22 protein-coding genes are annotated in these 24397 nt (G+C 67.9%); 9 read left to right on the plus strand and 13 right to left on the minus strand.

The window, feature by feature from the left end:
* Window positions 1-10 precede the first annotated feature (10 nt).
* On the plus strand, window positions 11-364 hold the full coding sequence (locus AC07XB_RS14825) for a VOC family protein (RefSeq protein ID WP_492372244.1): 354 nt from the start codon (window positions 11-13) through the stop codon (window positions 362-364).
* Window positions 365-651: 287 nt separating this feature from the next.
* Window positions 652-2016, plus strand: a complete 1365-nt coding sequence (locus AC07XB_RS14830; protein ID WP_492826876.1) for an MFS transporter — start codon at window positions 652-654, stop codon at window positions 2014-2016.
* 62 nt (window positions 2017-2078) lie between these two features.
* On the opposite strand, the gene AC07XB_RS14835 is transcribed toward AC07XB_RS14830, so the two are convergent.
* Entirely contained in the window at window positions 2079-3056 is a 978-nt protein-coding gene (locus tag AC07XB_RS14835; protein ID WP_492811221.1) for an aldo/keto reductase, read from the minus strand.
* Window positions 3057-3154: 98 nt separating this feature from the next.
* Entirely contained in the window at window positions 3155-3913 is a 759-nt protein-coding gene (locus tag AC07XB_RS14840) for an SDR family oxidoreductase (protein ID WP_492826878.1), read from the minus strand.
* Between the two features lie 137 nt (window positions 3914-4050).
* Between AC07XB_RS14840 and AC07XB_RS14845 the strand changes: the two genes are divergently transcribed.
* Window positions 4051-4818 (plus strand): IclR family transcriptional regulator, encoded by a 768-nt coding sequence (locus AC07XB_RS14845; protein WP_150986080.1) that lies wholly within the window; start codon window positions 4051-4053, stop codon window positions 4816-4818.
* Between the two features lie 36 nt (window positions 4819-4854).
* On the opposite strand, the gene AC07XB_RS14850 is transcribed toward AC07XB_RS14845, so the two are convergent.
* The 6 genes from AC07XB_RS14850 to AC07XB_RS14875 all read right to left on the minus strand — a co-directional run bounded on the left by AC07XB_RS14850 (window position 4855) and on the right by AC07XB_RS14875 (window position 11924).
* A complete protein-coding gene (locus AC07XB_RS14850; RefSeq protein ID WP_492811223.1) occupies window positions 4855-6339 on the minus strand; it encodes a M20/M25/M40 family metallo-hydrolase in 1485 nt (494 codons plus the stop codon).
* Window positions 6336-7394: an S-methyl thiohydantoin desulfurase domain-containing protein gene (locus AC07XB_RS14855; protein ID WP_492811225.1), complete on the minus strand. Its 1059-nt coding sequence runs from the start codon at window positions 7392-7394 to the stop codon at window positions 6336-6338. The genes AC07XB_RS14850 and AC07XB_RS14855 overlap by 4 nt, the downstream gene beginning before the upstream one ends.
* 63 nt (window positions 7395-7457) lie before the next feature.
* Window positions 7458-9092 (minus strand): OPT/YSL family transporter, encoded by a 1635-nt coding sequence (locus AC07XB_RS14860; protein ID WP_492811227.1) that lies wholly within the window; start codon window positions 9090-9092, stop codon window positions 7458-7460.
* Between the two features lie 37 nt (window positions 9093-9129).
* On the minus strand, window positions 9130-10221 hold the full coding sequence (locus AC07XB_RS14865) for a porin (RefSeq protein ID WP_492811229.1): 1092 nt from the start codon (window positions 10219-10221) through the stop codon (window positions 9130-9132).
* Between the two features lie 363 nt (window positions 10222-10584).
* Entirely contained in the window at window positions 10585-11439 is an 855-nt protein-coding gene (locus AC07XB_RS14870; RefSeq protein ID WP_492372236.1) for a dienelactone hydrolase family protein, read from the minus strand.
* A 26-nt stretch (window positions 11440-11465) separates the two neighbouring features.
* Entirely contained in the window at window positions 11466-11924 is a 459-nt protein-coding gene (locus tag AC07XB_RS14875; protein WP_492372235.1) for a tautomerase family protein, read from the minus strand.
* A 94-nt stretch (window positions 11925-12018) separates the two neighbouring features.
* On the opposite strand from AC07XB_RS14875, the gene AC07XB_RS14880 reads away from it, so the two are divergent.
* Window positions 12019-13008, plus strand: coding sequence for a GlxA family transcriptional regulator (locus AC07XB_RS14880; protein ID WP_492372234.1), 990 nt, complete (start codon window positions 12019-12021; stop codon window positions 13006-13008).
* 23 nt (window positions 13009-13031) lie between these two features.
* Here the strand turns inward: AC07XB_RS14880 and AC07XB_RS14885 are convergent, their stop codons facing one another.
* On the minus strand, window positions 13032-13478 hold the full coding sequence (locus AC07XB_RS14885; RefSeq protein ID WP_492372233.1) for a DUF4279 domain-containing protein: 447 nt from the start codon (window positions 13476-13478) through the stop codon (window positions 13032-13034).
* Between the two features lie 177 nt (window positions 13479-13655).
* On the opposite strand from AC07XB_RS14885, the gene AC07XB_RS14890 reads away from it, so the two are divergent.
* Window positions 13656-14951, plus strand: coding sequence for an MFS transporter (locus tag AC07XB_RS14890; protein WP_492826881.1), 1296 nt, complete (start codon window positions 13656-13658; stop codon window positions 14949-14951).
* Window positions 14952-14960: 9 nt separating this feature from the next.
* On the opposite strand, the gene AC07XB_RS14895 is transcribed toward AC07XB_RS14890, so the two are convergent.
* From AC07XB_RS14895 to AC07XB_RS14910, 4 genes are all read right to left on the minus strand, one after another.
* Window positions 14961-16415, minus strand: coding sequence for an efflux transporter outer membrane subunit (locus AC07XB_RS14895; protein ID WP_492372231.1), 1455 nt, complete (start codon window positions 16413-16415; stop codon window positions 14961-14963).
* Window positions 16408-18408 (minus strand): MacB family efflux pump subunit, encoded by a 2001-nt coding sequence (locus AC07XB_RS14900; protein WP_492372230.1) that lies wholly within the window; start codon window positions 18406-18408, stop codon window positions 16408-16410. The genes AC07XB_RS14895 and AC07XB_RS14900 overlap by 8 nt, the downstream gene beginning before the upstream one ends.
* A complete protein-coding gene (gene macA, locus AC07XB_RS14905; RefSeq protein WP_492372229.1) occupies window positions 18405-19538 on the minus strand; it encodes a macrolide transporter subunit MacA in 1134 nt (377 codons plus the stop codon). Before macA ends, AC07XB_RS14900 begins: the two co-directional genes overlap by 4 nt.
* Before the next feature lie 274 nt (window positions 19539-19812).
* Window positions 19813-20745: a HAMP domain-containing protein gene (locus AC07XB_RS14910; RefSeq protein ID WP_492826884.1), complete on the minus strand. Its 933-nt coding sequence runs from the start codon at window positions 20743-20745 to the stop codon at window positions 19813-19815.
* Between the two features lie 268 nt (window positions 20746-21013).
* On the opposite strand from AC07XB_RS14910, the gene AC07XB_RS14915 reads away from it, so the two are divergent.
* From AC07XB_RS14915 to AC07XB_RS14930, 4 genes are all read left to right on the plus strand, one after another.
* Window positions 21014-21775, plus strand: coding sequence for a MipA/OmpV family protein (locus AC07XB_RS14915; RefSeq protein ID WP_492372227.1), 762 nt, complete (start codon window positions 21014-21016; stop codon window positions 21773-21775).
* Between the two features lie 72 nt (window positions 21776-21847).
* The gene (locus AC07XB_RS14920; RefSeq protein ID WP_492372226.1) at window positions 21848-22588 is read left to right on the plus strand and encodes a polysaccharide deacetylase family protein; all 741 of its coding nucleotides are present in this window, start codon (window positions 21848-21850) and stop codon (window positions 22586-22588) included.
* Entirely contained in the window at window positions 22585-23790 is a 1206-nt protein-coding gene (locus AC07XB_RS14925; RefSeq protein ID WP_492372225.1) for a glycosyltransferase family 4 protein, read from the plus strand. The genes AC07XB_RS14920 and AC07XB_RS14925 overlap by 4 nt, the downstream gene beginning before the upstream one ends.
* 74 nt (window positions 23791-23864) lie before the next feature.
* Window positions 23865-24395, plus strand: a complete 531-nt coding sequence (locus tag AC07XB_RS14930) for a MarR family winged helix-turn-helix transcriptional regulator (protein WP_492372224.1) — start codon at window positions 23865-23867, stop codon at window positions 24393-24395.
* The last annotated feature ends 2 nt before the right edge of the window (window positions 24396-24397 follow it).

A 24397-nucleotide genomic window follows, 5' to 3' on the forward strand; every position in this document is an offset into this window, starting at 1 on the left:
GGAGTTCGCCATGGGCACCAGAGGCCAGGACCGGCAGATCGACAACATCGAGTTCAACGTCAGCGACATCGCGCGCAGCAAGGCGTTCTATGGCGCAGCCTTTGGCTGGACCTTTACCGACTACGGCCCCGCCTACTGCGAGTTCAGCGATGGCCGGCTGACCGGCGGCTTCACCACCGGCGAAGAGGTCCGCCCCGGCGGGCCGCTCGTGATCCTGTACGCGGATGATCTGGCACAGGCGCAGCAGGGCGTGGAGGCGGCCGGCGGCACCGTGGTCCGGGCGGTCTTCTCGTTCCCGGGCGGGCGGCGTTTCCACTTCCGCGACCCGGACGGCTACGAGCTGGCGGTGTGGTCGGCGGCATAGCGCAGGCGCGTCGCCTGGCGCTGCCTTAGCGGTCTTTTCGGCGGTCAACTCGGCCATTTGCCTATCTGCCGGCGACGCCGTCGCCTGCAGATATTCGCGTTATCCCGTATTGTGTCGGCTTGCCATGCCCTCTCTCGCATCGGGAGGGTGAGCCATGGTGCATGTATCAAACAATCGGGCAGGGCGCCGGCGCATCGCGCGCGGCTTCCCGGGCGCGGCGGTAACTGGCAAAGACAGTGTCGAACACAGCAGAATCCAATCTCCCCTCTCGCGCGGCGGATGCGCCCATGACGTCGCTGGAGCGCCGCGGCATGGCCGCCATCCTGGTGGCGGTCTCACTCGCTACGCTCGATACGGCAATCGCCAACACCGCACTTCCCAACATCGCGGCCTCGCTGCATGCCACCCCGGCGGCATCCGTCTGGGTCATCAACGCCTACCAGCTCGCCATGGTGGCCACGCTGCTGCCGTTCGCGGCGCTGGGCGGCATCGTCGGGCACCGGCGCGTGTATCTCGGCGGCTTGATGCTGTTCATCGCCGCGTCGGTGGTCTGCGCGCTTTCCTGGTCGCTGCCCACGCTGGTGGCAGCCCGGTTGCTGCAGGGCGTGGGCGCCAGCGCCATCATGAGCGTGAACGCGGCGCTGATCAGCGCGATCTTTCCGCCGCATCGGCTCGGGCGTGGCGTCGGGCTCAACGCGCTGGTGGTTGGCGTGTCGTTTGCGGTGGGGCCCACGGTGGCCTCGATCATCCTGTCGCTGGGGCCGTGGCCGTGGCTGTTTGCCGTGAACCTGCCGATCGGCTTGCTGGCGCTCTACATCGCCTGGCCCGCGCTGCCCCAGACGGTGCGCGGCGCGCACCGCTTTGACCGCGTCGCCGCGGGGCTCAACGTGGTGATGTTCGCCTCGCTGATCTTTGCGCTGGGCGAGGGCGCGCAACGCGCGCCGCTGGGGCAGTCGCTGGCGGCGCTGGCCTTGTTCCTGGTGGCGTTCGTGCTGCTGCTGCGCCGCGAGCGTGGACATCCCGCGCCGATGCTGCCCATCGATTTGCTCAAGCGGCCCATGTTCGCGCTGTCGACCATGACCGCGATCTGCTCGTTCGCCGCGCAGGGGCTGGCCTTCGTGTCGCTGCCGTTCTACTTCGAGAGCGTGCTGGGGCGCAGCCCGATCGAGACGGGCTTCCTGATGACGCCGTGGTCGGCGGTGGTGGCGCTGATGGCGCCGCTGGCCGGGCGGCTGTCCGACCGCTATGCGCCGGGTTTGCTTGGCGGCGTGGGGCTGGCGGTGATGTGCATGGGCATGGCGTCGCTGGCGCTGCTGCCGGCGCATCCCAGCGCGCTGGATATTGGCATTCGCATGGCGATTTGCGGCGCGGGCTTCGGCTTCTTCCAGTCGCCCAACCTCAAGGCGCTGATGTCGAGCGCGCCGCGCGAGCGCGCTGGCGGCGCCAGCGGCGTGATTGCCACCGCGCGCCTGCTCGGCCAGGCAACCGGTGCGGCGCTGGTCGCGCTCAGCTTCGGCATTGCGGGCCGCCACGGCCCCACCCTGGCGCTGGCGATCGGCGCGGGCTTCGCGGGCGTGGCCAGCATCGCCAGCGGGCTGCGTCTGATCACGCGTGAGCCGGGCGCGGCCGCGCTGCGGCCCTCGGGCGAGTGACCGGCCGCCGGTAGTTCACCGGCGCCGTCATCGCCGTTGCTTCCGTCTTTGCCGTTGCTGCCTCAGAAGCCCACGGGCGCGTGCGGCACGTAGGGCGCCTCCAGCGCGGCGATCTCCTCGGCGGTGAGACCGAGCGAGAGCGCTGCCACGGCGTCCTCGATATGGTGCGGCTTGGACGCGCCGATGATCGGCGAGGTGATCTCCCGCTTCTGCGACAACCACGCCAGCGCCACCTGGGCAGCCGGCACGCCGCGCGCCTGCGCAATGGCGTGCACCTGCTCCACCACCTTGCGGTCCGACGCCTCGGTATCGCGGTACAGCGTCTTGCCAAACGTGTCGCTCTCCTCGCGGGCGCTGCCGGCAAGCCACGGCCGGGTCAGGCGGCCGCGCGCCAGCGGGCTCCACGGCATCACCGCGATGCCCTCGGCGGCGCATAGCGGCAGCATCTCGCGCTCCTCTTCGCGGTTCAGCAGGTTCACATGGTCCTGCATGCTGGCGAACTGCGTCCAGCCGCGCAGGCGCGAGGTGTAGATGGCCTTGGAGAACTGCCAGGCATACATCGAGGACGCGCCGATATAGCGCGCCTTGCCCGCCTTGACCACATCGTGCAGCGCTTCGAGGGTTTCCTCGATGGGCGTATGCGGATCCCAGCGGTGGATCTGGTACAGGTCGACGTAGTCGGTGCCCAGGCGGCGCAGGCTGTTGTCGATCTCGGCCAGGATGGCGCGGCGCGACAGGCCGGCCCCGTTCGGGCCGGGGCGCATGCGGCCGTGGACCTTGGTGGCGATCACCACGTCGTCGCGGCTGGCGAAGTCTTTCAACGCGCGGCCGACGATTTCCTCGGAGGTGCCGTCGGAATACACGTTGGCGGTATCGAAGAAGTTGATGCCAGCCTCGATCGCCTGCCGGATCAGGGGGCGGCTGGCTGGCTCGCCAAGCGTCCAGGGGTGGTTGCCGCGCTCGGGCACGCCGTAGGTCATGCAGCCCAGGCACAGCCGGGAGACTTTCAGTCCCGTCGCGCCAAACCTTACATAGTCCATCTTGCCTCTCCTTGAATGCGTCGCCGCCATCGATGCCGGGCGGTGGGCCCGCGGCGGACTCCGGCATGGTATGCCAACTCCAGCGAGGACGACGGCGCTCAAGGCAGCACGTAGCCACCATCGACGAACAAGGTGGATCCCGTCATATAACCGTTGCCGAACAGGAACAGCACGGCATCCGCTACTTCATCCACGTTGCCAACCCGGCCAAGCGCGGTGCTGCGGCTGTAGCTCTCGAACGCGTGCGAGCGCAGCTCGGCAGGCCGGCGCTGCCACAGGTCGCTGTCGATGGTGCCTGGTGACACGCTGTTGACCCGCACCGGCGCCAGGTCGAGCGCGAGCGAACGCCCAAGGCCCTCGATGGCGGCATTGCAAGCCGCATAGGCCGAGGCGCCCTTGATCGGGCGCGCCCCGGCGGCGCCGGACATCAGCACGATGGCGCCATCCGGCGCGATCTTGGGCGCGGCTTCGTGCACGGCGTGGTACTGGCCCCAGAACTTGCTGCGAAAGGGGCTTTCCACCGCATCGTGGTCATCGCTGTGGATAGACGCGACCTGGTAGGTGGCGCCGGGTGCGAACAGGTAATCGAGGCGGGTAATCCTGGCGAAGAACGCTGCGACCGATTCGCGCTCCGCCATGTCGACCACATGGCCGCAGGCGCCGCCGCCGGCAGCTTCGATGCGGGCGAGTTCCGCATCCAGCGCGTCTTGCGAGCGGCCGCCGAGGATCACCGCGCCGCCGGCCGCGACGACGCGGCTGGCCACGGCGCGGCCGATGCCGGAGGTGCCGCCGATGATGACGGCGGTCCGGCCGGACAGCGGCTGGGTTGGATGGGTTTGGGTGGTCTGTGCGTGCATCGATGCGTGCCTTGTCTTGAGCGTTGTCGTGAGCGTTGCCGCGGGCTTTGTCGCGGTTGTTAAGGGGAATCCCAAATTGACGCTATGGGTCTTGGACTATATTCTGGAACCTCAATCCATAAAACGAACCATTCCTCATGAGCACACTCGTTAATGCCGCCGATGTCCTCAAGCTCATCGCCAAGCTCCGCAGCGACATCACGGTGACCGACGTGGTGACTCATCTCGGGCTGGCCAAGAGCTCCGCCTCGCGCACGCTCAGCATGATGGCCGAGTACGGCTTCCTGGAGCGCGACAGCGTCTCGCGCGCCTACCGGCCGGGCGCGGTGGTGATGGAGGCCTCTTACCACTTCCGCGCCTCGCATACCGCGCTCACGCTGCTGCAAGGCGTGCTCGACAAGCTGGTCGGCGAGACCGGCTACACCGGCTATATCAACGTGCTGGACGGTGCCGATTCGGTCGTCATCCAGATGCGCACCGGCGCGGGCTCGCTGCAGGTCTACACGCCGCCGGGGTCGCGCGCGCCGGCTTATGCTTCGTCCATCGGCCGGGCAATCCTGTCGCGCCTGACCGATGAAGAGGTCACGGCGCTGGTGCAGGACGGCTTCGAGGTGCGGCGCGGCAACATCCCGCGCACGCGCAAGGACCTGCTGGCGCGGCTGAAGGAAGCGCGGGAAACCGGCTGGGCGCTGTCGCGCGGCGAGTTCGTGCAGAACGTGGCGGGGATTTCCGCCGCGCTGCGCGATCCGACCACGCGGCAAATCTATGGCCTTGGCATCGCCATGCCGGTGCAGGACCTCACCGATGCCATGGTCCAGCGCTTTGGCGCGCGCATCGTCGAGGCCACCAGCGACGCCGGCCGGCAGATCGGCGACCCGTACTGGCTCGCCTTTGCGCCGCGCTGACGCCGCTGTCTCTGCCGCTGCCCCTGCTGTGGCCCCTTAATGCCCGGCATCCTCCTGCCACGATCCGATCACGCTGGCGATCGATGCCGTCAGGCGCTTGGCGTACGGCACGTGCAGGAACTCGTTCGGGCCGTGCGCGTTGGCGTTGGGGCCGAGCACCCCGCACACCATGAACTGCGCGCGGGGGAAGGCCTTTTCCAGCATGCCCATCAGCGGAATCGTGCCGCCTTGCCCCAGATAGCCGCAAGACGCGCCGAAGTACTGCTGCGAGGCCGCCTCCAGCCGTGAGGCCAGCCACGGCGCCGTGGCCGGTGCGTTCCAGCCGTCGGCCACGCTCTTGTCCGGCACGAAGGCCACGCGCGCGTTGTATGGCGCGTGGCTTTCCAGCAAGCGCTTGAGCTCCTGCGCGGCGGCCGCGCTGTCGACCAGCGGCGGCAGCCGCAGCGACAGCTTGAACGCCGTGCGCGGGCGCAGCACATTGCCCGCGGTAGCCAGCGGCGGCAGGCCTTCGGCGCCCACTACCGACAACGCCGGGCGCCAGGCGCGCCGGATCAGCGCGGTGGCGGGATCGGTGGTGGATGGCAGCACGCTGGCGCCGTCCGCGCCGCAGGCCCACGCAAAGCGCTTCCACACCAGGTCGCCAAGCTGGCGCGCCGCATGCTCAGCCTGCGCCTGGCGCTGTGGCGGCACCTCGCAATGGAAGCTGGCGGGCAGGATCTCGCCCGAGCCGCTGTCCTCCAGCCGGTCCAGCACATGGCGCAGCACGCGGAAGCTGGACGGCACGATGCCGCTGGCATCGCCGGAATGCACGCCTTCGTCCAGCACCTGCACTTCCAGCCGTCCGCTGACATAGCCGCGCAGCGACGTGACCATCCAGAGCTGGTCGTAGTTGCCCGCGCCCGAGTCCAGGCAAACCACCAGGCCGATGCGCCCCAGGCGGTGCGCCAGCGCATCCAGGTAGGCGGGCAGGTCATAGCTGCCGGATTCCTCGCAGGTCTCGATGATGCCGACGCAGCGCGGATGGCTGGCGCCGCCCGCTCTCACGGCCATCACGGCGGCCAGGGCGGCATAAAGCGCGTAGCCGTCGTCGGCGCCGCCGCGGCCGTAGAGCTTGCCGTTCTCGTACTTTGGCTCCCACGGCCCGAGGTCGCGGCGCCAGCCGTCGAACTCAGGTTGCTTGTCGAGGTGGCCATAGAAGAGGATCGTGTCGGCGCCCGCGTCCGCGGTGGCCGGGATCTCGAAGAACAGCAGCGGCGTGCGCCCCGGCAACCGGATCACCTCGACCGTCATGCCCGCGATCTTCTGTGCCTCGGCCCACGCGGCGGCCGAGCACACGACGCGATCCAGCAGGCCCCGCGCTTGCCAGCCGGCGTCGAAGGCGGGGCTCTTGGCCGGCACGCGGATGTAGTCGTGCAGCGCGGGCAGGATTTCGCCGTCCCACTTCGCATCGATAAAGGCGCCGATGGCGCGCAGGCCCGCCGCCGGGGCGGCGGCGTCCTGGCGCGGCGCGGCTGCCGTCATGCCGCCGGCTCCAGCGGCGCGAACGCCGTGCCCAGGGAGGCCTCCAGCGGCTGATACAGCTCGCGCATGTTCATGGTGCGCGACAGCAGCAGGCGCTCGCCGGGGGCCACCAGCACGCGCAGCCGCATGCCCTGGCGCACGCGCGCCGAGACCACCGGCTGGCCGTCGTCATCGAAGGTCATGATCAGGTTGGGGAAGGCACTCTGGCGCTCGCCGTGCTGTTCCAGCGTCATGTACTCGTTGATAAAGCGCAGCTCGGTGCGCGCGGTGTCGTCGAACACCAGGTGCCCCACATCCAGCCCCTCGCGCTGCTCGCAGCGGTACTCGGCCACGATGCCGTCTGCCACGATGCGCCCGCCCAGCGCCGCCGCCGCCCCATCGACGCCGCCGGACAAGAACGCGCGGCCCACTTCAATGGCATGGCTGATCGCACCAGGCGCGCCGTGCGCGGCGGCGTAGCCCACCGTCACCGGGTTGCGTGCCACCGCCACCACGCCGCCCGCCTCCACGGACGCGCGGCGCACCAGTGCCGAGGTCAGCTCCAGCCGGCCGGAAACCACACCTTCCAGGTAGCGTGCCTGGGCGCCGCCGGCGAAGGCCTGCACGGAGACGTAATCCGCCTCGGTGTGCAGCCCGAGCGCGCCCATCACGCTCGACGGGTGGGCGCGCCCGTTGCAGGCCAGGTCCATCACGGGGATGCCGGTGATGGCGGCATGGAACCAGCCATTCACCGTGGTCTCGGCGCCGTTCTCGTTCGAGTTCAGCGCCACCAGCGGGCGCCCGCCGGCATGTTCGCGAATCAGCTCCAGCGTGCGCAGCAAGTGCGCGGGGCGCACGCAGGGCAGCGGCGCGGCGGGCGCGCCGACAATGGCCACGGTGGTGGTGATCGCCTGCGGATCGAACTCGTCCACGCTCCACAGTTCCGGCACGCCGGCGGCAAGCGCCAGCCGGGCAACGCGCAGGCCCTCTTCGATCAGGCCGCCACCGCCACCGCCCAGGATGGCGCCGCCGAGCACCGCGGCTTCCACGTCGTCTACCGTCAATTGTCTTTTCACTACAGGCTCCTTTGATGGATGGATGTTTACTTCGTGTTGTGCCGGCTTCCGGCTTCCTGCCGCTTACTTTTTCAGCGGCAGGCTCTTGGTCAGGCCGCCGAAGAAGCTGAAGAGCGCGTCGCCGGCGATCACGCCGCCGGCAAAGACTTCAAGGCGCTCCTTTGCGGCCTGCCCTTGCCAACGCAGCATGGCGGCGCGCACCACCAGGCCAGCCGCCACCATCCAGCCTGCGGCCGGATTGGTGATGAGCAGCCCCGTGGCCAGCAGCACGCCAAGCTGCTGGCGCGCGCCGCCAATCAGTTGCAGCGCCATGCCGGGCAGGGCCCACAGCAGCAGGTTGCGCGCGGTGTCCGCCGAGATGCCGGCCTTGATGGCGGCGGCATAGGCGTTGTTGATGGGGGCGAACTGATGGTTGGCGAACAAGCCCCGGTAGGACGCCAGCACCACCACGATGGCGACCAGGAAGCCCACCATCGCCGCGATCAGCTGCTCGCGCCGGCCTTCGCGCTCATAGGCGGCATCCGCGCCTTCGCCACGCAGGATGTAGCCCGCCTTGAGGTCGTAGCCCATGTCGGCAAAGGCGGGGCCCGTGGCGGCGGAAAAGCCCGCCAGCACCACCAGCGCCTGCGGCGGAAACCCGATCCAGATGCCGATCAGCAAGGAGATCAGCGCCACCGCGAACGCGGGAAACCAGCCCGAATGCATGGCCGCGATGCCAACGATCAGCTCATGGACAAAGGCGGAGAACGCACCGTAGAGGATGAAGCCGAGCAGCAGCGGCAAGGGCATGCCTGCCTGCAGGCCGGTGGCCAGGGCCAGGCCCGCCATGATGGCCAGATAGCCGAAGCCGCCGAGCCGGAACGAAGCGCGCATGCGCCGGGCGTCGGCGCGGGCATCCACCGTGGCGCCCGCGCCCTGGCTCGCGGCCTGTGCGCGCTGCGCGGCCTTGCCGAACATGGCCCGCGCCACCTGCGCCAGCGCCACCAGCCCGGCGCCGATCATCATGCCGTGCGGCACGTAGTGCGAGCCGATCTCGGTGCCGAACAGCGGCATCGAGTAACCGCGCAGCAGCAGACCCACGGCAAACGCCGTCATCGCGCCAAAGCTGCCGATAAAGGCCACGCCAAAGGCCGACATCGGCAGCTTGAGCAAGCCACCGGCCACGCCGGTGACCAGCCCGCCGGCCAGCAGCCAGGCTTGCTTGCCGCCGCTGTCGCCAGCCTTGATGGCCTCGGCTGCCGCGACGCCAAGCGGCCAGGCGCCGGACGCAGGAAAGGCGGGGGTATCGAACATGCGGTAGAGCAGGTAGGCGTCCAGCAGCATGGCCACGGACACGCCGGCCAGCATCGGCAGGATCAGCTCGGGCATGCCCATCACGTAGGGAATGCCGATCGGCAGGATGAGGCTGTTGGCCGCGCCGAAGGTGGCCGACGAGATGCTTGTCTGCGCCAGGTTCTGCACGTGGACCGAGCGGAAGCCGGACAGCACGGCAAGCGGGATGCGGGCCAGCGTCATGGCCACCAGCGCGCCGATCAGCGAGGTGTTGGGCGTGATGCCGAGGGTGGTCAGCAACTGGATGCCCACTACCGCACCGAACGCGCTGATGGCGATCATGAGCAGCAGGTTGGCGGGCGCCAGCGCGCGCGGGTGGCGCGCCGGCGGTGCGGCGCTCTCTAGCGGGATCGCAGCGTCATGCATGAGGCAGTCTCCGGGTGTGTGGGTTGGCGGGGCGGGTTCAGAAGGCGTGGCGCAGCCCGACCTGGATCGTGCGCGCGTTGGCGCCCGGGTAGGCCAGCGGCAAGCCCGGGCTGGTGTTGCCGCCAATCACATTGCCCGCGCCGTTGTGGTTGTTCAGCCAGGCCGTGGAGGTGTAGACGCTGGTGCGCCTGGACAGCGAGTAGACAAAGCCGAAGCCGAACAGCGAGGCATCCAGTTGCGCGGGGCTGTGGTCGTTCAGGAAGCTGTAGCCCGCCAGGAAGCGGCCAGCCTTGCCGACCGGCACCGCTACGCTCAACGTGTACAAGTCCTGGTCGATACGGCCGAAATACACGTCATCCGCGATGCGCTGGCGCTGGTAGCCGCCGTACAGGGCGAACAGGCCGAAGTCGTAGTTGCCGCCCGCCATGTAGGTGGTGATGCTGCCGTTGGTCACGACATTGGGCAGCACCACCACGGGCTTCACCACTTCGCCCAGCGCCGCCGCGGAGGCGAACTTGCGCACGCCATAGGCTGCGACGAGGCGCATCGGGCCGCTGGCATAGTGCACGTTGACGCCATACGAGTCATCGCCCGCGCGCGGCGCGGTGCTGCGTTCGCCAAGCGCCAGCATGGCCGCCATCGTCAGCCCGCCAAACGAGGGGCTGGTGTACTTGATGGCGTTGTCGATGCGCTCGCCACCGGGGTAGAGGCCAAGGTTGGGGAACTGCGGGGCCATGCCGTTTTCGAAAGCATCCATCTGGAACGCCACCGACACCAGCGGGCTGTATTGCCGGCCCAGCGTCAGGGCGCCTGCGCGCCCGCTCAGGCCGACATAGGCTTGCCGCCCGAACAGGCGGCCGCTCTGTCCAGCCACCCCGGTATCGCTGTTCAGGCCGTTTTCCAGCACGAATACCGCCTGCAAGCCGTCGCCGAGGTCTTCCGTGCCGCGCAGGCCGAAGCGGGATCCGGCGTATTGGCCGGACTGCATGCGGGCCGTGGTGGGGCCGCCAGCGCTTGAAAGATCCAGGCCCGTGTCCATCAGGCCGAACAGGGTGACGCTACTTGCCGTGGCCACGGCGGGGGCGCACAGCAGGGTACAGGGCAGCCATGCCCAGGTCTTCCGATGCATCGATTCTCCTCCAGCGTTTTTTCTCTTTTTTATCGAGTTCCATTTTATGGAACCAAGATCCATAAAATGGATGTGCGTATGGTAATGCATGGAGTCTGGTTGTCAAGGAGGGGTTGCAGCCAGGCCGTTCGAGCCCGTTCGAGCCCGTTTGAGCTGGCGAGTGCAGGCAGCCGCTGGCGCGGCGGTAAGGCTTTGGAGGGAGTGCGCTCGGAGAAGAGCGATGCTTGCGGGGGAGGGCAGGTTGCACGGCTTGCAGCGCTGACCCCGACATTGCCGTGCCGTTCGGGCAATGCGCTTGCGGCAGCGAGAGCCTAGCGCCGATTTCCGGGCAACCGTTGAAACGTGTCGATGCGCTGTCGCGGGTTAAGGGGTTGCCGGATTGAGGTTGGTGCTTCGGCGCGCCTCGCCAAGGCGCCGCACAAAGAACGACAGGATTTCGTCGCGCGCGGCCACTGTCGGCTCGCCAGCTTCGTCGATCAGGTGGACGGTGACGACGCTGTGCGGGCAAGGCACGTGCTGGGCAAAGAAGGCAGGGACATCGGGGTTGGCGGCGCTGTCCGGCAGCGCGCGTCCCACGAATCGGTCGCCAAGGGCCTCGGCATACGCAGTGAAGCGTTCCGCCCTGCAAAACCGATCGCCTTCAAATCGATACGCCAGCACCGTGAGATCCTCCCGCTCGAGCCGCTCGCGCACCACGGCGAGCTCCCGGGGCGCCATTTCGATGCCACCCGGATCATCCAACGGCAGCGAGGGCTGGCAGATCACCGGCGCCAGCATCGCCGGCTCAAGCATCATCGACAGCGCGAAGTTGCCGGTGAAACACATGCCGATGGCACCGACGCCGGGGCCGCCGCATTCCTGGTGCGCCAGCCTCGCCAGCGCCCTTAGCCACTGTGTCACCGGGCTCGCCTGATTGGCAGCGAATGCGCGAAACTCTGCGCTAACGCAGGCGCGCCGAAAGACCGCCGCACCTGCCTCGGCGTCCGGCACTGCCCCGTCGCGGCCGAAGAGCGACGGCATATAGACCGTCAAGCCCGCATCGCGTACCCACCGGGCAAAGCGTGCGACGTGCGGGCTGATGCCCGGCATCTCCGTCATGACGATCACGGCAGGCCCCGAGCCTGCCACGTGGACCACTTTGGCCACGCCGTCGAGCGTGATCGTGCGGTGCGTGAAATCGTCAAGGGGATCTTCCTCCATCATGCTGCGGTTCGCCATGGCGTCGTCTCCTGTGCGCTGGATAGTCAGGCCGCGTCGGCCAGATGCTGCAGGTGCGCGTAGCCGGCCACCAGCGCGAAGCGGGGCAACTGCCAGACATCGCCATTGACCCCCCAGGTGCCGTCGGCCACATCGTGGAGCCTCACCGAGGTGGCCAGGCGCCGCTGGTCGCCGGCTGGCCGAGCCTGCTGGAAGGCGTCGTGCATCAACCGCACGTACAACGCCCTGGCCGGCGCGTCCAGCACGCCTGCGGGCACATAGACCGTCGCGATGCAGGGCAGCACCTGCGATGACATGTCGACGCCGCCGCACGTCCACAAGCCGGCCTCCGCTTCTTCGATCACGACCCAGATCGCGAAGCGCTTGCGCGGGTCGTCGGGCATGCGCTCAGCCATGGCGGCGGCGTCGCTGATGCGGCGGGCGAGATCTGCGCGGGCAGGGCCGGCAAACGCGCCTTTGGGAATGTTGACGAGGATATTGGGCATCGAAGCGTGGTTGTCGTTGGGGTAGGTGCATTAGACGCTTCGGTCGGGTAGACTTTGAGTGTCAATTTAGACATCTTTAGGGCGTTTTCGGCCAATGAGGGATTTCACCGTTCTGGCGCTGTCCGGCGCCTACTCAACCAGCGTGGCTACGACGCTGGATATCCTGCGCGCGGCTTCGTTGCTTGCGCCGCGCATGCATCTGCCCCGGCCGACCTGGCGCGTTGTATCGACGTCCGGGCGTTCCGTGCCGTTGAGCGGCGGCATGCATATCGAAGCCGCGGCCTTGCCAACGCGGCCGCGTGCGCAGGCCAGGCATGCGACGACCTGGATCGTGCCGGGGCTGGGCATCGACGATGCCAACGCCATCGCCAGCCGGCTGGCGCAGGAGGATGCGCGGCTGGCGGCCCGGGCTGTTGCCACGCATGCCGCCGCTGGCGGCCATGTCGCGGCATCCTGCTCCGCGGTGTTCTTGCTACAGGCCGCGGGCCTGCTGGCGCAGCGCCGGGTCACGACATCCTGGTGGCTGGCAGCCGAGTTGCAGCGCCTGGAGCCGCGTTGCATCGTCGATGCCGACCGCATGGTCTGCGCGGATGAGTCCGTGAGCACCGCCGGCGCGGCATTTGCACAGGCCGATCTGATGCTTCACCTGTTGCGCAGCCGGTTTGGCGTTGCGCTTGCCGACGCGGTGAGCCGGGTCCTGCTGATCGACGGCCGGCAAGCACAAGCGCGCTTCGTGGTGCCGGCCATGTTGTCCAACGGCAATGCGCTGGTCGGCCGGCTGGTGGCACGGATCGAATCCGCGTTGCCGCAGCCACCCAGCATCCAGGTGTTGGCGGACGAGTTCGCCATGTCCCAGAGAACGCTGTCGCGGCGCGTGCGCGAGGCCACGGGCAAGAGTACCTTGGCGCTGGTGCAGAGCGTGCGGCTCAACCGCGCCCGCATGCTGATCGAATCGAGCCGGATGTCCGTCGAGCAGGTTGCCGAGCAAGTGGGCTATGAGGATGCCACGGCGCTCAGGCGCCTGATGCGCAAGAGGGCGGGCGTCACCCCAAGCCAGTATCGAACGGCGGGTGAAGCGGCTTGATGCGGGTCGTCATCGGCGACCATTCAATGGCGCAGGTGATATGGCGCATCCTCGTTGCCGTCTTCGGGGCCTGGGGGCGCGGCAGGCGCCCAGGTGTCGATGGAAAGCCCAGCATCGATCGCAGCCAATTGCCGGAGTGTCTGCGGTGATACGTAGACGCCGACGTTTTCGATATCCCCCTCGCAGAACAGAAAGCACAAGATATAGCCATCGCTGCCGAGCGCCGCGCGGATGTGCTGATACATCGGGGAGATCTTCTCTATCAGCGACATGATGTGCTCATCCGCTGAACATCCCTCGATCTCATCGCGGGATGTCACTTTCAGGACCGAGTGAGGAACGACGCCCAGTGCTTGGCGTTCCCCTTTCCGAGAGTAGTCGTAGGTGCTGAGCCCTATGGTGTCGGCAAGCGCCTCGGGATCGAATTGATCGCCATAGAAACAAAGGCTCGCATACATTCTGGTTAGCATTTTTCCCGTTCCGTGCGTGCAATGTCTGGCTGGCTGTCCGATTGTTGCTCCCGCGCCGAATGCAATTCGTGCGTCATTCGTTTTCTATCTTCCCCCCTTTCTCCCTTCCCGGCCAGCCGGCCAGCCACGAGAGTAGAATCTCGCAAAATTTTTCGCTTGTGGCGCACGGGAATCGACATGACACAGGGCAACGCCAATGCCAACGCCGCCGCGGTGACCGGGCTGGAGCCGGCCGCGGCAGCAAATCCACCGCACGGCCGGCAAGGCCTCACGGAACGGGAGCAGGGCGCCTACGCTCGCAAGGCCGTGATCGCCTCGGCGGTCGGCTACGCGCTGGACGGCTTCGACCTGCTTATCCTCGGCTTTATCTTGAGCGCGGTGTCTGCCGGCCTCGGGCTGACCAGCACCCAGGCGGGCTCGCTGGTCACCTGGACGCTGGTGGGCGCGGTGGCCGGCGGCATCTTCTTCGGCATCCTGAGCGATTACGTGGGCCGGGTGAAGGTGCTGACCTGGACCATCCTGCTGTTTGCCGTCTTCACCGGCCTGTGCGCGCTCGCGCAGGGCTACTGGGACCTGCTGGCCTACCGGACCATTGCCGGCTTTGGCCTTGGCGGCGAGTTCGGCATCGGCATGGCGCTGGCCACCGAGGCCTGCCGGCCCGGCCAGCGTGCCCGCGTTTCCTCCTATGTGGGCCTTGGCTGGCAGGCGGGCGTGCTTGCCGCGGCGCTGCTGACGCCGGTACTGCTGCCTTATATCGGCTGGCGCGGCATGTTTGCCATCGGCGTGCTGCCGGCGGTGGCGTCGTTCGTGGTGCGCCGCTTTATCGGCGAGCCGGAAGTGTTTGTTGCCAGCAGCAAGGTGGCGCGCAAGGGCAACCCGCTCAAGATGCTGGTGGCGGATGCCGCGACCGCGCGTGCCAGCCTGGGCGTGGTGGTGCTGTGCTCGGTGCAGAACTTCGGCTATTACGGCCTGATGATCTGGATGCCGACCTACCTGGCCAAGCAGTTCAATTACTCGCTGACCAAGTCCGCGCTGTGGACTTCGGTGACCATCATCGGCATGGCCATCGGGATCTGGGTGTTCGGCCAGCTCGCGGACCGCATCGGCCGCCGGCCCACCTTCCTGATCTACCAGGCCGGGGCGGTGGTGATGGTCTTTGTCTACTCCCAGCTATCGACGCCCTACGCGCTGCTGTTCGGCGGCGCGGTGATGGGCCTGTTCGTCAACGGCATGATCGGCGGCTACGGCGCGCTGATCTCGGAGCTGTATCCCACGCAGGCCCGCGCCACCGCGCAGAACGTGCTGTTCAATATCGGCCGTGGCGTGGGCGGCTTTGGCCCGCTGGTGGTCGGCGCGCTGGCCGCCAGCTATTCGTTCGGCACCGCCATTGCCATGCTGGCGTCGATCTATGTGCTGGATATCCTGGCCACGCTGTTCCTGATTCCGGAGCGCAAGGGCGCCGCGCTGGAGTAGCCCGGACCCTTAAGCCCCGCTCTCCACCGGCGGCCCCCCCAACGCCTTGTACAAGCTCGTGATGTTCACCAGCCGGTCAAAGCGGTTGCGCGCCGCCGCCGCCGCTGCCTGGCGCAACGTCTCCTTCGCATCGAGCCAGGGCTGCAGCGCGGTGGCGCCGGCGCGGTAGCGCGCCGCGCTAAGCCGCTCCGCCCGGCTCGCGGACTCCAGCGATTCCGCCAGCCGATCCGCGCGCACGCCCAGCCCTGTATGGTCGGACAGCGCGTTTTCCACTTCGGCAAAGGCCGTGTACAGCGACTGCCGGTATTGCACCACCGTTTCCTGGTACTCGTTCTGCGACACCTGTATTGTCAGCTGCGTGGTGTTCCATTGCAGGAAGGGCAGGCTCAGTCCGGCGCCGAGCAGCGCGGTGGGATCGCGCAGCAGCGAAGCCAGCGCCGCGCTGCCGGTGCCGACGATGCCGGTCAGCGTCAGCTTGGGGTAGAAGCTGGCGCGGGTTGCGTCGGCGTTTGCCAGGGCGGCGCGCAGGCGCCATTCGGCCTGCCGCACGTCGGGCCGACGTCCGATAACCGCGGCGGGAATGCCGGCGGCGATGCGCGGCAGCGCTTCGACGGGCAAGGCCTGCGGCTCGGCCACGCCCTGCCCGGGCGGACGGTTGAACAGGATGGCCAGGGCCTGGCGGTTTTCGCTGCGCTGCTGGTCCAGCACGGTACGCTCGGCCAGCAGGGCGGCCAGTTGCTGCTCGGCTTGCGCCAGGTCCAGGCCGGACACTGCGCCGGCGCGGTAGCGCGCGCCCACCAGGCCAAGCGTGCGCCGTGCGTCCGCGAGGCTTTGGCCGGAGATGTCGATCAGTTCGTTCAACAGCCCGGCGCGCCAGTACAGCGTGGCCGTGGTGGCCGCCAGGGCGATGGTTGCGGCTTCGAGGTCGGCCGCGCTCGCGCGCGCTTCCCAGTCCGCCGCGCCGCGCAGGCTGGCCAGCCGCCCCCACAGGTCGATCTCATAGTTCACTGTCGCATTGATCCCCCCTTCGTCGCGCCGCCCGGGGCCGTCCAGGCTCCATTGGCGCGTGCCCCTGGCCTGCGCGCTCAGTTCGGGCGCGCGGTTGGTGGCGGCCAGCCCCGCGCGCAGCCGGGCGCGCTCAAAGCGCAGCGCGGCAATGGCGAGATCGTTGTTGGTTGCCAGTGCGGACGCGACCAGCGCGCTCAGCTGTGGATCGCCAAAGGCCTCCCACCAGGCGTGCGGCTCCAGCGCCGTGCCCGGCTGCCCGGCCGTGTCCTGCCGGGGCGCATGTTGCCAGTGCTGCGGCACGTCCAGCGCGGGATCCACCTCCGGCGTGCGCAGTCCGCTGCAAGCACTCAGGGCAACGGCGATCACCGGCAGCGCGGCGAGCAGGCGCACTGGCAACGCGCGCGGAGAATGTGGCGGCCGTGGTGGCCGTAGAGAATGCGGACTGCGCTTATTCATGGCCAAGCGCCTCGATCGGTTGCAGGCGTGCGGCGTTGCGCGCCGGCACATAGCCGAACACCACGCCGGTCAGTGTCGAACACAGGAAGGCGCCGGCAACCGCGCCGGCGGAGAACACCATCTGCCATTGCGGGATCAGCAGCGCCAGCGCCAGCCCGATCAGGTAGGCCACGGCGGTGCCGATCACCCCGCCCAGCAGGCATACCAGCACGGCCTCGGTCAGGAACTGCATCAGCACGTCGCGCTGGCGGGCCCCCACGGCCATGCGGATGCCGATCTCGCGGGTGCGCTCGGTCACCGAGACCAGCATGATGTTCATCACGCCGATGCCGCCGACCAGCAGCGAGATCACGGCGACCGCCGACAAGAACAGCGTGAGCGCCTGCCCGGTGCGTTCCATGGTCTTGACGATGCTGTCCATGTTGTAGGTAAAAAAGTCCTTCTTGCCGTGGCGCAGCGTCAGCAGGCGCTCGATGGCTTGCTGGGCCGCCGCGCTGGGCTGGCCATCGCGGATGCGCACGGACAGCTCGTCGAAATGCGACTGGCCAAAGATGCGGCTGCCCGCGGTGGTGTAGGGCAGCCAGATATTGAGGCTGCTGCCGTTGTCGTCGAACATGGTTTTCTTCTCGCGCGCCACGCCGATCACCACGCAAGGCAGGTTGCCCACCAGGATGATCTGGCCCAGCGCGCTCAAGGCATTGCCGAACAGCTTGCGGCGGGTTTTTTCGTCGATCACGGCCACTTGCGCGTGCCTGCGCAGCTCGTCCGGCAGGAAGGCCGCGCCTTGCGTCAGGCCCAGGCCACGCACGCGGAAGAAGCTGGCGCCCACGCCATGCACAGTGGCGTTGACGTCGACGCTGCGGTACCTCAGGCGCTGGACCTTGCTGGTGATCGCAGTGGCGCTGTCCACATACGGCAGCGCGTGCAGGGCCTCGATATCGGCGGCCACCAGGGTGCGGATGCCGGCGGCGCGGTCGTCGCCAAAATCCTTGCCGGGGAAGATCTCGAGCGTGTTGGCGCCGATGGCGCGGATATCCGCCATCACGTAGCGCTTGGCGCCTTCGCCGATGGCCACGATCGACACCACGGAGGCGATGCCGATGATGATGCCCAGCATGGTCAGCGCGGTGCGCATGCGATGCGCCATCAATGCGCCCCAGGCCATGGAAAAGGCCTCGGTGAAGCCCTGCCAGGCGCGCGCACGCCGCAGCGGAGCCTCGGCGTTGCCGCCGGCCCCCGGGGCTTGCGTGGCCGGCCTGGCTTGCACGAGGCTGCTGCCCGGCTCATCCTCGGCCCGCGGCGGCCGGTTCGCGCGGTCGGCCACGATACGGCCGTCGGCGATCTCGATGATGCGCTCGGCGTTGCGCGCCAGTCCCATGTCGTGGGTGACGATGATCACGGTGTGGCCGAGCGCATGCAGCTCGCGCAGGATGGCCAGGACTTCCTTGCCGCTATGGCTGTCCAGCGCGCCCGTGGGTTCGTCCGCCAGGATCACCTGGCCGCCGTTGATCAGCGCGCGGGCAATGCTCACGCGTTGCTGCTGGCCGCCGGAGAGCTGGGAAGGGCGGTGTCCGGCGCGCTCGCCCAGGCCCAGCCGCTCCAGTAGCTGCAGGGCGCGGGCACGGCGCGCGGCGCGGTCGGTGGCGGCGTAGATGGCCGGCACCTCCACGTTGTCCGCGGCGGAAAGCTGGGCCATCAGGTGGTAGCGCTGGAAGATAAAGCCGAAGCGCTCGCGGCGCAGGCGGGCCAGCGCGTCATCGTCCAGGGCCGTCACGTCCTGGCCCGCCACCAGGTAGCGGCCAGCGTTGGCCTGGTCCAGGCAGCCCAGGATGTTCATCAGCGTGGACTTGCCGGAGCCGGACGCGCCGACGATGGCGACCATCTCGCCCGCGCAGATGGCCAGGCTGACCTGGCGCAGCACGGGGATGTCCTGGTCGCCGGCGCGGAACGTGCGCTCCACATGCTGCAACAGCAAGAGCGGGGCATGCGTCATGGCCTGGCCTCCGCGTTGACGGCGCCGGCATCGCCGGTGATGACGCGGTCGCCTTGCGCCAGGCCGCTCAGCACTTGCGCATGCGCGTTGTTGCTCAGGCCTGTGCGCACCTTCACCGTCTCCACGCGCTGGTCCGGGTGCAGCACGCGGACTTCCACGCTGCCGTCCTGGCCGCGCGGCCCCAGCGCGGCCAAGGGCACCAGCAGCGTGTTCCTGGCCTCGCCCAGCATGATGGCCACCTGTGCCGTCATATCGATGCGCAGCTTGTGGCCCGGATTGGGCACGTCGAACAACGCATTGAAGAACACGGCGTTGTTGATCTTCTCCGGCGACGGCTGAATGGCCTGCAGCGACGCGTGGTAGCGGCGGTCCGGCTCGCCCATGATGGTGAAGTAGACCGCCTGCCGGTCGGCGATGCGGATCACATCGGCCTCCGACACCTGCGCCTTGACGGTCATGGCATCGAGGTTGGCCAGCTTGAGGATGGTCGGTACCTGGTAGGACGCCACCACGGTCTGGCCTTCCAGCGTGGTGAGCGCCACTACCTCGCCGTCCATCGGCGCGACGATGCGGGTGTAGCCAAGGTCGATGCGGGCGGACTCGGCCTTGATGCTGAGCTGCGCGATATCGGCGTCCAGAGCGATCAGCTCGGCCTCCAGCGAGCGCAGGTCGGCTTCGGCGATTTCAAGGTCCTGGCGCGAGGCCGCCTCCTGCGACTGCAGCTCGCGCTGGCGTTGCCAGTTCAGGCGGGCCTGGCGCAGGCGCGAGCGCTTGGCGTCACGCTGGGCCTTGCCGCTGGCCACGGCGGCATTCGCCTGGCGCAGCGCATTCTCCAGCAGCACCGGGTCGATCTGGGCCAGCAACTGACCCTGCTTGACCTTGTCGCCGAGCTTCACCTTCAGCGATTTGAGCTGGCCATTGACCTGCGCGCCGACTTCGACCTGGCGGATGGGCTGCAATACGCCATTGGCCAGCACGGTGACTTCGAGGTCGCCGCGGGTGACGGTGGCGGTGATGTACTCGGGGTGCTTGCCGGGTGTCAGGCGCCAGGCCGCCAACGCAATGATGGCGGACAGGGTGAGCATGGCGATGATCAGGCCGTGCCTGCGGCGGTTCGGGGGATGGGCCATTGGCGTTGCGGGGATCTACGGAAAAAGGATCAAGGTCAGGCAATCTGCGGCGGATGTCTTGGGGAATAGGCGCAGAGGCCTATTTTTGAAATCAAAGGCAGTGGCGATGCATGAGGGGATTGTGAACGGACAGGCCTGCCGTGTCTGTGGGCAATCTATCCCCGCTTGTATGAAAGTGTGGCGAGATGTGCGGCTTTGTCGTCGCGCCTGTGTTGGCGGGGGCGCGCGGTGCGGCTGGGCGAGGGCGGGCCTTGCCAGCGTGGGATTTGCCCGATTAGTCTCGCCGTGCCGGACATGGAGGCACAGGCACTGGCGCGAGGTACCGGGCGGGCAGCGTGATGGCAAGGCGCGTGCAGCCCGCCACGCCGCTGTCCAGCGAGGCCTGGCCGCCGTGGGCCAGCGCATCCAGCTCGCGCACGTCCAGCCGCAGGGCCTCGAGGCGCTGCGCGCGCTGCAGCGGATCGGGCCGGGCATCGGCGGACTGCAGCAGGGCGATGCCGAATTCCAGCCGCGTGATCGGCGTCTTGAGCTCATGCGAGATGCCGTGGATCATGTCGCGCTGCTGCATGACGGAGGCCTCGATACGCGACGCCATGTCGTTGAACTGGCGCGTCAACGGATAGAGGTTGGCGCGCCTGGACAAGCGCGCACGGGCGGCAAGGTTGCCGCGGCCGAACTGCCTGGCCGCCTCGCGCAGGGCATTGAGTTCGCGCCAGTGATAAAAAAGCCAGCCAATCACGGCGAGCAGCGTGGCGGATGCGATCAGCGTGTAGGCGATCAACTCGATCCTGGCCTGGCTCGCGTTCCTTTGGCTGATATGCAGGACCTGGCCGTTGCGCAAGGGCAGGTAGGCATCGTCGCCATCATCGCCAAACACGATCTTGTCGTCGCGCAGGTCGCGCAGGTCGCGCAGGTCGCGCAGGTCGCGCAGGCGGCGTTCGCCCAGATGGGCCACGGCATGCATGCCGACCACGGCGAAGCCCTCTCTCGCGTTGCGCCGCAACGTCTGCAGCGCGGCCTCGCGCGCTGGGCCCGGGTGGCGCGCCAGGTAGCCGGTGAGCAGGAAGGCATAGCTTCCAACCTCTTTGCGCTCGCTCTCGCTGAGTTGCTGGTGGTACGCGGGGATGAGTACATGGTCGATCGCGGCAAAGGCAGCGAACACGCCCAGGTTGAGCAAGAGAAAAAGCTTGAAGAGGGATCGGAACATCTTGGCTTGTCTCCTTCGCGCTTTGGCGGCGGGCGAAAGGATCTCGTCGGGTGGATCGCATTGGTCTTGCCCGGCCAATGCGAAGCGATTCTAGAGGCTAACGCTTCGCCCTGAAGCGGCTCGTATCAACTCGAGACAATTACGCACAATTACGCACAGTTTCGCGTCACTTTCCAACAGACACCGATAGGCCCTGTCCCTAGACTCTGGGGCTTGATCCAAGGGGGCTTAGGTGAATTGCATGTTGAGAAGAAAGTTGGAGAGATCGATGTGGGCCGGCGCATTTCTGGCCAGCGGCCTTGGCTGTGCCAGCGCGTATGCCGACAATATTTACACGGTCGGACTGGGCCTGGGCGTCGCGCCGCGCTATGAGGGCAGCAACGAGTACCGGCTGATCGGCGGCCCGCTGTTCAGCGCGGAGTTCGGCAATGGCTTTTTCATCAGTCCCCTGCGCGGCGGCGCGGGCTACGGCCACACGTTCTCCAACGGCATGTTTGCGTCGTTTGGCCTCGACTACGACCTGGGCCGCACCGACAGCAAGCGCTTCGACCTGCCGGGCTCCGATCACCTGAAAGGCATGGGGCGGATCCCGGGTTCCCTGGTTGGGGCGTTGCAGGTCGGCATGCCGGTGTACGGCGGCGCCGTACTCAGCGTGACGCTCGACGCGCCGATGACCAAGCGCGACCGTGGCCTGAGCGGCCATATCGACCTGTCCGTGCCGGTGTACAAGGCCGGCAAGCACCTCGTCAGCGTCAGCCCCAGCCTGCATTTCGGCTCGCGCAAGTACACCCAGACCTTCTACGGCGTGACCGACGCGCAAGCCGCGAACAGCCAGTTCCGCCCCTACACCACCAAGGCGGGATTCGACCGCGCCAGCGTGGCCGTGTCCTGGGAATACGAGATCTCGCCCTCCTGGTCGGTAAACAGCACGGTGGCCGTGACCCGCTTGCTGGGTGACAGCGCCAACAGCCCGATCGTGCAGTCGAAACAGTCGTTCGTTGGCCTGACGGCGCTCAAGTACCGCTTCTAGCCACACCGGCTGCACCGGCCGCACCGGCTGCGCAACTCCGTTCTGCTTTGCTCCTGTTCGCCGAGGGAAGACATGACACCGCGAATCCCCATCCTGATGTACCACCAGATCGATGCGCCGCCGCCGCGTGGCACACCGATGCGCAGCCTTGTGGTGGCCGTGCGCGATTTCTCCTGGCAGATGCGCCTGCTCCGGCTGATGGGCTATCGCGGCCTGGCCTTGCGCGACCTGCTGCCTTACCTGCGCGGCGATAAGGCCGGCAAGGTGGTGGGCATCACGCTGGACGACGGCTACCGGAACAACCTGGACCATGCGCTGCCAGTGCTGCAGCGTTGCGGGTTCAGCGCAACCTGCTATGCGGTCAGCAGCCTGCTCGGCAGGACCAATGCCTGGGACACGGCCATTGGCGTGCCGGAGACGCCCCTGATGACCATGCAGGAACTGCGCACCTGGACCCGTGCGGGCATGGAAGTCGGCGCGCATACGCGCACCCATGTGGACCTGACCAGGATGGATGGCGATGCCGCGCGCGACCAGATCGCGGGCAGCAAGCTCGCGCTGCAAGATGCGCTGGGGGCACCGGTGCGGCACTTCTGCTATCCCTATGGTGCATTCAATCAACCTGTCGCCGACCTGGTGCGGGAAGCCGGCTACCACAGTGCGGTGACCACGCAGCGCGGCCGCGCCGCGATCGGCGGCAACCTGTTCGGCCTGCCGCGCGTGCCGGTCGCGCGGACCTCGCATGCCGGACATTTTTTGCTGAAGCTGGCGACTACCTATGAAGATCGCCGCGGCATGGAGGTGGTGTCATGATGCACGCTGACCGAGGCGCCGCGCTGTCCGCCGGCCAGTTGCGGGTGCTGGTGCTGAACTCCCGGATGGATGGCGGCGGCATCGATTCGCACACGCTGTCGCTGTGCCGGGCCCTGCGGCTGCAGGATTGCGTGGTGAGCTTGGCCGCGCCGGCGCGCGCACGCTGGATTGACGCGGCGCAAGCCATGCCCGGCATCCAGGTGCTTGCGCTGGATGCCGGGCGCGTGGTCTGGCCGCTGGTGCTGTCACGCTATATCCGCGAGCAGCGCATCGATGTCATCCACGCGCATCACGGGCGCGATTACTGGGTGGCGATCGCGGCCTGGATGCTGTCTGGCCGAACTGCATCGGTGGTGGTGACGCGTCACCTGATGACCCAGCTCAAGGAGCGCACGCGCCGCTACCTGGCGGCGTTCTCCAACGTGATCGCGGTGTCCGATGCGGTGCAGGAGTCGCTGCGCCGGGTTGATCCGGAGCGTGCCTTGCGGCTGCGGCGGATCTACTGCGGGATTGACACCGAGCGCTTTCGCCGCATTGCCTTGCGCGGCTATCGCGTGCGCGAGACCCTTGGGCTGCCGCAGGACGCGTGGGTCTACGCGATGATCGGCGGGGCGCAACGGCCCCACGGCAAGGGGCAGTTCTACTTCGTCAATGCCGCTGCGCAGGTGCGGGCGCGGCACCCGCACGCGCATTTCCTTTGCGTCGGCGACGGCGACCTGATCCCGCAGTTGCGCCATGAGGCGCAGGCGCTGGGTTTGGCCGGGTGCATCCACTTCCTGCCGTTCGAGCATGATGTAGCGTCGCTGATGCAGGCGATCGATGTGCTGGTGCATCCGGCCGTGGGCAGCGAGGCGCTGGGGCTGGTGATACTGGAGGCACTGAGCTGCAGCAGGCCAGTGATCGCCACCGCGCTGGACGGGATACCCGAGACCTTTCTCGATGGCGCCCACGGCGTGCTGGTTCCTCCGCGCGACGCGCACGCCCTGGCGCAGGCCATGTGCCAGCTGGCGGCGGACCCTCGGCGCGCGGCCCGCATGGGTTGGCGCGGGCGCGGCTGGGTGGAGGCGAACTTCTCGCTGGCCTCGCTCGGGCGCGAAACCGTGCAGCTGTACCGGGATTGCATGGCGGCGGCGCGGCATCGGGACAGGGCAAGCATCGCGCAAAGCGGGCAGACTGCGCCGGCCGCGTCGGAGCGGACCTGAAACGGTGCGTTTCGGCACCAGGGTGGGGACAGTCGTCTATACTTGTCAGCATGCTAACGAATTTGGTGAGTTGAATGTCCTCTGCAAAACGTCAAACGACGCGCTCCGCTCCTCCGGTCGAGGATCCGGCGCCGTCCGAAGCGGACCCGGCCAAGGAGCTTCTGTGGGCGCGGCCCGGCTTCCTGGTGCGTCGCCTGCACCAGATCCACGTGGCCATGTTTTTCGAGGAATGCAAATCTCCCAGCATCACGCCGGTGCAGTACGCCATCCTGACGGTATTGTCCGTGTTGCCCGGGCTGGACCAGACCGCGCTGGGACAGGAAGTCGGTTTTGACCGCACCACCACCGCCGACGTGGTGCGCCGCCTGGAAGAACGTGGCCTGGTCGAGCGCAAGGACAATCCGGCCGACCGCCGCACGCGCCACGTGCACCTGACCAAGGAAGGGCAGACCGTGGTGGCGTCGCTGCGCGCCGATATGGAACGCGCGCAGGAGCGCATGCTGGCGCCGTTGCGCCCGGCGCAGCGCAAGGTGTTCATGGACTTGCTGTCGACGTTGGTCGAGGCTAACAACGACTATAGCCGCACCGTGTTGCGCATCATGTAGCG

It is taken from the genome of Cupriavidus sp. GW821-FHT02F09, from assembly GCF_059421605.1.